We start from the raw sequence: 6,477 nt of genomic DNA, 5'->3' as shown, positions 1-6,477 counted from the left end.
GAGAACTCATATGACATTTTATCTGTTAATCAACCTCAAAATCAACACCCTACGTATAGGGTGGTCTAAGCAAAGGTGCAAGTCTTTTATTATCAGTCGTTACGGGAAGATTTCACGACTCGTTATGACTGACGAGCAGTTACTAGATTTACTCGATTTCCTTCGTAGTCTTGCCACCAAGACTACTACCACAGAAAAGTTAAGAAGTCAGAAAGTACGTAAGAAAAGAAAGCGTAAGTAGAGAACGTATTAGACAGTATATTACACTTTCCAGAAACACCAAGGAGTAAGCGTTGTGACAACCAAAAAGAACAGAGTCCGCATGAGCATATCAATCAGTCCCGAAACCAGGGCAATAGTAGAGGAAACAGCAATAGACCTGGATACTACTATCAGCACAACAGTAGACACGATTGTCTCGGAATGGTACGAATTGAGCAATGCTAGCACATTAGACGCTAGAGCTACCCACCACAGACTAACGGAGTTAACCGAGCGTATTATACGCCTAGAGAGGACAAACGCGAATGTCTGCAAAGCAGTTAGAGAGCTAATTCGTCTAGAGCGAGTTAAGACTGACTCAACAGAAATCAAAAGAACCGCTTAACTAAGTTTACCAGCTTAGTTACCCATCACTATAACCGCCCATTTTAAGGGAAAAAATGAGACGCTTAAAAGAGCCTATTTTCACTTATTTTCGGCGATATCAAGAAAACTAAAATCGAGGCATATAAAGATATGAACACACAGGAAAATGCTTGTCCTTATTACTTGTCAGCCAGTGCTTATCAGGTAGTCGCTAGCTTGTCATTAGAGGCTGGCGTTACTCAAGGGCAAGCTTTAGAGTTTATCGTTCAAGATTGGCAAAACTATCGAGAAGTAGAGGAAGAGGAAAGGAATGCCAATCCATCCCCCCTTGATGTCTTAGTGGGCAAAATAGACGAAGTAGATAGCCTTGTTGATGAAGTCATCAGAAAGTTAAAAGTAGCTAGCCTCTGAGGGCTAAAAACAGGGTTAAAAGTCAGTTTGACAAAAAAACGGTTAAGCGGTAAAATGCCTAGCCGTTTTTTGTGCTTAGATAAAGCGGTTAATTAATTGGGGTAAGTTTGTACCCCGTTTTTTTTATTTCTTACTTCAGTTATGCTCGTAAGTGAGCAAGTTTTGAGCAAGAAGCTTGAGCGTCGGCTACGTCTTGCGAGTGAAAGTCAAGCCACACAAAGGCGCGCTAGCGATGCGGATGGCGAGATTCGAACTCGCAAGGCGTGAGCCACACGCCCCTCAAGCGTGCGTGTCTACCAATTCCACCACATCCGCGTGTTGAGCTAGAAGAGTAGTAGCTCAGATTTTAAGTTACTCTATTTCTGCCATTGGCAATATATAACTTATCATATATTTTGCCATCTTGTTGAGACGATTATTGAGCCACTTGTGATTCTATAATTTCTCTGAACTTTTGACGTTGTTGGGGAGTTAGTATTTCTCGGGTGGCTAGCATACTTTCAAATCTTAATTCTCCTATTTCTTGACGTAAAGTTATTAATTGTTGATTTTTCGCTCTAATTAATTCAACGGATTCTGTCCCTACCATCAAGTCTGACAATTGTTGCTGTAGGATAGTCAGATTGTTTTTTTTCTTCAGGATTTGTTGCTTATATTGCTGGTGAATTTGTTTAATCCGATCTTTTTGCTGGTTAGTTAGGTTGAGTTGGTTAAGCAAGCTTGATGAGTGTTGTTGCTTTACTGTGGTTAGGGAATTATCAGCGATCGCACTGCTTTTCTGAAAATGAAAATCGTTATTTTGTCTGGGAAAAGATATTTTAGAATGGGCGATCGCAGGGGAAATATGAATAATTAAAATAAGAACAACAGTTGTAGCTGTAATTGATAATAAACCTTGCCATCTCGTAGTTACCATCTTAAAAATTGACCAACAATAAAATAAAAATATAAGTTGTATTAAAAAAGATTAAAGTATTAAATTTAGTTACTGTGCAGAAACAGATAAAGCTTGCTTCGATTCGGAGACTGTAGGTAACAGCCAATAAGCTTCGCTATCGCTCATAACATTATTATTGCGAGCATTTAGAGTATCTTGCCAATTATTGACCAAAAAGTTTTCTAAATCCTTGGGTTCGATCGCAATACGGGGAGTGCGAACTCCAAAGCTAACAGTAGTAAACAAAAATCCTGTAGCGATCGCGCTGGGAATAGACCAAGTAACCGTTCGATAACGTTTTCTATTATGACGGGGTTCGAGGGAGTCAATAATTTGCTGTTCTAAATCAGGGCTAGGTTGGGGGGTAATTGGTTGGTTGTGTCGCAAAAAAGTGACGAGATTGTTTTTATTATGGTTGTGGTTGTGTGAGTTAGTCATGGGAAAATTGTTTGGGGTTTAAAAAGATATTCCTTGTTGCTGCAAAAATTTTTTAAATAAATTTCTAGCATGAAATAAACGCGATTTAACCGTTCCTACGGGTATGTCTAAAATTTGAGCTACTTCTTTTTGCGGCAAATCTTCTAGGTCGTGAAGAACAAGCACGGAACGATGCTCGAAACTCAAATTGTCCAAACCTCGTTGAACTAAGTCTTGGTAGTGCAGGTGCATCAAATCTGGTGCATCTTGAGTATTGGAGAGATCTTTGTCATACTCTAGCCGATCTTTGTCGGCATATTGTTCGTTAAAACTAGTTTTATCTCTTACTTTAGCCAACTTACGCCGTCTATCTGTCGCCACATTCCAACTAATGCGATATAGCCAGGTAGAAAAATATTTGGTTTTTTTAAGTTTAGGTAATCCTTTCCAAACTCGCAAAAAAACTTCTTGTACCAGGTCGTCCAACAATGCTTTACCACACAGTTGATAGAGGGTAGAACGTACTCGTTGTTGATAGCGTTGATAGAGCAAACGAAAACATTCGCGATCGCCTTGCTGACAAAGCAAAATTAATTCTTGTTCTGTCTGCACGCCTGTTTCTGATTCTGTATCTGCTTTACTAGCCTGTTTGCTGGCTAACATTTCGCTCATTTTCTAGAAATATTTAGTTCTTTTATATAGACTGACAAAAGATCCTATCGGTTCAATTTTTAAAAAGTTATTTATAAAAATATATTTGATAACTAAAACGATATCGCAAAATATTTTTGTACTAGTACAAAAGCGATCGCTCCCTACAACTCACCAAACGGGATCTTCGTAAATATTGATGGTTAATTCTGGCTTATCTCCAGGTATGGAACTAATACAAGCACAGACAGCCTGCCCTTCATCTAGTTCCACTTCACAGGCATGACAAGAACCCATCAAACAACCAGTGGCAATAAATACTCCCGCTCTTTCTGCCACCTGTAATATTGGTTCTCCTGGTTCTGCTTCCACAGTAATATTATCTGGTTGAAAACAAACCTTAATACTCATATCAATAGATGTTTAGTAATGGTTAGACAGAATTGTGGTTAAATCCAAATTCTTTTCCACGATATCTGCCAAAATATTGAGGGTAGCTTCTCTTTGATCGCGATAATTAGAAATACCCGTTGCTAAAGATGACATTCCTCGTTGTTTCCGTAAATGATTTAGCCAAGAACGTCGCCAAGCACCATTATCAAATAAACCATGAATATAGCAACCCCAGATCGCCTGGCTTTTATCTACTAATCCTAAAGCTGGATCGTCAAAAATAGGTTGATAATCGTCGTTCTCTTCTCTCAAACGGCGATTGATGCGAGTACGACCTTGATGGATTTCATAGCCATCAACTGGCAAACCTGCTTGGGGAAATTCAGAAATCACTTGTCTTTGACGAGCAATTTTATTGGGAGAAAGGATAGTTGTCACGGGTAATAAATTCAAAGCTGTAAATTCTCCCGACTCTCCTTCAAATCCTTCTGGATCGATAATACGTTGTCCCAAAATTTGATAACCACCACAAATACCCAAGACTGTACCTCCAGCAGCAGCATAGTTTCTAATCTGTTCTGCCATACCACTCCTTTCCATCGCTAAGAGATCGGGAATAGTGGTTTTTGTTCCAGGGACGATAACTGCATCGGGATGTCCCAAAGAATCTTGAATATCAACATAATTGACCGATACAGATGATTCCGCTTCTAGAGGATCGAAATCGGTAAAGTTAGCGATTCTCGGTAGTTTAACAACGCTAATATTAATATCTTGACTGCTGCGACGACGATTTCTTTCCAATAAATCTAAAGAGTCTTCCGCGGGAAACATTTGATGACTCCAGGGAATTACTCCCAACACGGGTACTTTAGTTTTTTCTTCCAGCCAAGTAATACCCGAATCTAATAATTCTTTTTGTCCTCTAAACTTGTTGATCACAATTCCTTTCACAAGCGATCGCTCTTGAGGATCTAATAGCTCTAAAGTTCCTACCACATGGGCAAATGCGCCACCTCGTTCGATATCTACTATTAAAATAGTTGGAGCGTTGAGGTGCTTTGCCACTCGCATATTGGTCAAATCGCGATGTTTGAGGTTAATTTCTGCTGGACTCCCCGCACCCTCGCAAACGACCATATCAAATTCGAGAGAAAGACGATATAAAGATTCTTGAACGACTTCCCAGCCTAATTCAAAATATTTTTCATAATATTCTGTGGCTTGAACCGTACCGACGGCTTTACCTTTAATAATGATCTGAGAAGTCATATTCCCTTGGGGCTTGAGTAGAATGGGATTCATTTCTACTCTAGGGGTTACTCCCGCAGCCCAAGCCTGAACTGCTTGAGCGTGACCTATTTCTCCCCCGGTAGAGGTAACATAAGCATTTAATGCCATGTTTTGCCCTTTAAAAGGCGTAACTCGCCAGCCACGTCTGGCTAAGATACGGCACAACGCAGCAGTCAGGAAAGATTTTCCTGCATGAGATGTTGTCCCGACCACCATAATCGCTTTCATCGATAGCTCCTGTGCTGGAATAGATAAATATACACTGTTATAACAGTCATGCAGTATTTAGAGCGATAATTGTAACCAACGATTGAGCCAATTTGTTGCTTTATCCCCGAAAGATGGAGCTGGAATCTGATTTTCTCCTTGTTCCCACTCCCTGACAATCTCTCTACCTAAAGGAGTTAGGCGAAAACTATCGGTTAAACCCTGTCCGTCTACCTCCCGACGTAATAAGCCGACATTAATCAGCCAGAGCAGTTTGTCTTCTATTCTTGGTTCGCTATATGCCCGATCTGCATAGCCTAATTTTATCCCAGTTGTTCCTGCAATTTTTTGAATTGGCACACTTTGATTGCGCATATTCTGAAATAGTTTCAAACAAAAAGGAGAACAGGATAGGGCTTGTTTGGCTCTGGTAATAGTTTTTTGCTCGTATGTATATGCTTTAATTGAATCGTTCATTAATTTCGTTGTTTGTTGATTATCTTTCGTATCGCTCGTAAGCAGCGACAATTTTCTGGACCAATGGATGTCTGACTACATCCGCTTGAGTCAACTCACAAAAAGCAATTCCTTCTACATTACGCAAAATTTGGCGGGAAACAACCAAACCCGAATCTTGACGAGATGGCAAATCTGTCTGAGTTATATCTCCTGTGACTACCATTTTAGAACCAAAACCCAGGCGAGTTAGTACCATTTTTAATTGGGAGGGAGTAGTGTTTTGCGCTTCATCTACAATTACAAACGCATTAGACAAAGTGCGTCCCCGCATATAAGCTAAAGGTGCAACTTCGATTTTGCCTCGTTCCATAAGATCGGGAATTTTCTCAGGGTCAATGAATTCATACAAAGCATCGTATAGAGGGCGCAAAAAAGGATTGACTTTTTCTTGTAGATCTCCTGGTAAAAATCCTAGTTTTTCTCCTGCTTCTACAGCAGGACGAGTTAAGATAATTCTTTCGCATTCATCATTCAGCAATGCTTTGACGGCTAAAACCGCAGCTAGGAAGGTTTTCCCCGTTCCCGCAGGACCAATTGCAAAAGTAATATCGTGTTTTTGAATCGCTTTGATGTATTGCTTTTGCTTAAATGTTTTGGCGCGAATTATTTCACCTTTTTTGGTTCGAGCTAAAACGTTTTTTTGTAGTTCGTTATATTCGTCCGTTCTACCAGTATCGATCGCTTGAAATGCGGTCAAAATATCGGGTTCATGTAGGGGTTTCCCCGCAGACCACAATGGTTCTAGAGTTCCGATCGCCCTGATACACCTAGCTACTGCTTTTTCTTGTCCCTTAATTAATAAATCTTGTCCCCGCAATACTAAACTCACTCCTGTATGGCGAGAAAGTAATTTAAGATTTTGCTCGTTACTCCCCGCTAAGGCGATCGCGCTTTCGCTATTGGGTAATTGAATAGTCTGGGACAATTCGCTCATGCTATAGATTTTGAATTTTAAGTTTTATCATATAAGCTCTATATATTCTACTGATTATTGTAAATAAAATATTGATTAAAAAACTCCTGGCTTGAATTAACCAGAAGTTTCGGTAATCTTTAATTTT

The 6,477-nt window shown here is 39.8% G+C and carries 9 protein-coding genes, 1 tRNA gene and 1 pseudogene; 3 read left to right on the top strand and 8 right to left on the bottom strand.

Translation table 11 applies throughout. The annotated features are described in order from the left end of the window. The 3 genes and pseudogenes from I4641_RS08590 to I4641_RS08580 form a co-directional block, all read left to right on the top strand. Positions 1 to 241 (top strand): annotated as a pseudogene (locus I4641_RS08590) (hypothetical protein); the annotation flags it as partial. 81 nt (positions 242 to 322) lie between these two features. Then, positions 323 to 607, top strand: a complete 285-nt coding sequence (locus I4641_RS08585; RefSeq protein ID WP_229640072.1) for a hypothetical protein — start codon at positions 323 to 325, stop codon at positions 605 to 607. A 131-nt stretch (positions 608 to 738) separates the two neighbouring features. Beyond that, on the top strand, positions 739 to 999 hold the full coding sequence (locus I4641_RS08580) for a hypothetical protein (RefSeq protein ID WP_229640071.1): 261 nt from the start codon (positions 739 to 741) through the stop codon (positions 997 to 999). 233 nt (positions 1,000 to 1,232) lie between these two features. Here I4641_RS08580 and I4641_RS08575 read toward each other — a convergent pair. From I4641_RS08575 to I4641_RS08540, 8 genes are all read right to left on the bottom strand, one after another. Continuing rightward, positions 1,233 to 1,314, bottom strand: a tRNA-Leu gene (locus I4641_RS08575). A 100-nt stretch (positions 1,315 to 1,414) separates the two neighbouring features. After that, on the bottom strand, positions 1,415 to 1,915 hold the full coding sequence (locus I4641_RS08570; RefSeq protein ID WP_229640070.1) for a Spy/CpxP family protein refolding chaperone: 501 nt from the start codon (positions 1,913 to 1,915) through the stop codon (positions 1,415 to 1,417). 69 nt (positions 1,916 to 1,984) lie between these two features. Continuing rightward, positions 1,985 to 2,374: a hypothetical protein gene (locus I4641_RS08565; protein WP_229640069.1), complete on the bottom strand. Its 390-nt coding sequence runs from the start codon at positions 2,372 to 2,374 to the stop codon at positions 1,985 to 1,987. Positions 2,375 to 2,392: 18 nt separating this feature from the next. Then, positions 2,393 to 3,016: a sigma-70 family RNA polymerase sigma factor gene (locus I4641_RS08560; protein ID WP_369426751.1), complete on the bottom strand. Its 624-nt coding sequence runs from the start codon at positions 3,014 to 3,016 to the stop codon at positions 2,393 to 2,395. A gap of 159 nt (positions 3,017 to 3,175) precedes the next feature. Further along, positions 3,176 to 3,415: a 2Fe-2S iron-sulfur cluster-binding protein gene (locus I4641_RS08555; RefSeq protein ID WP_229640067.1), complete on the bottom strand. Its 240-nt coding sequence runs from the start codon at positions 3,413 to 3,415 to the stop codon at positions 3,176 to 3,178. Positions 3,416 to 3,427: 12 nt separating this feature from the next. Beyond that, complete coding sequence (cobQ, locus tag I4641_RS08550) at positions 3,428 to 4,918, bottom strand: cobyric acid synthase CobQ (protein ID WP_229640066.1); 1,491 nt, start codon at positions 4,916 to 4,918, stop codon at positions 3,428 to 3,430. Positions 4,919 to 4,975: 57 nt separating this feature from the next. Further along, entirely contained in the window at positions 4,976 to 5,374 is a 399-nt protein-coding gene (locus tag I4641_RS08545) for an Npun_F0494 family protein (RefSeq protein WP_229640065.1), read from the bottom strand. 19 nt (positions 5,375 to 5,393) lie between these two features. Then, complete coding sequence (locus I4641_RS08540; protein WP_229640064.1) at positions 5,394 to 6,350, bottom strand: PhoH family protein; 957 nt, start codon at positions 6,348 to 6,350, stop codon at positions 5,394 to 5,396. Between the last annotated feature and the right edge of the window lie 127 nt (positions 6,351 to 6,477).

Source organism: Waterburya agarophytonicola KI4, from assembly GCF_020640915.1.
In the GTDB taxonomy this organism is placed as follows: domain Bacteria; phylum Cyanobacteriota; class Cyanobacteriia; order Cyanobacteriales; family Xenococcaceae; genus Waterburya; species Waterburya agarophytonicola.
The sequence above is the reverse complement of the archived record's forward strand: the minus strand, read 5'-3'. Positions and strand labels throughout refer to the sequence as shown.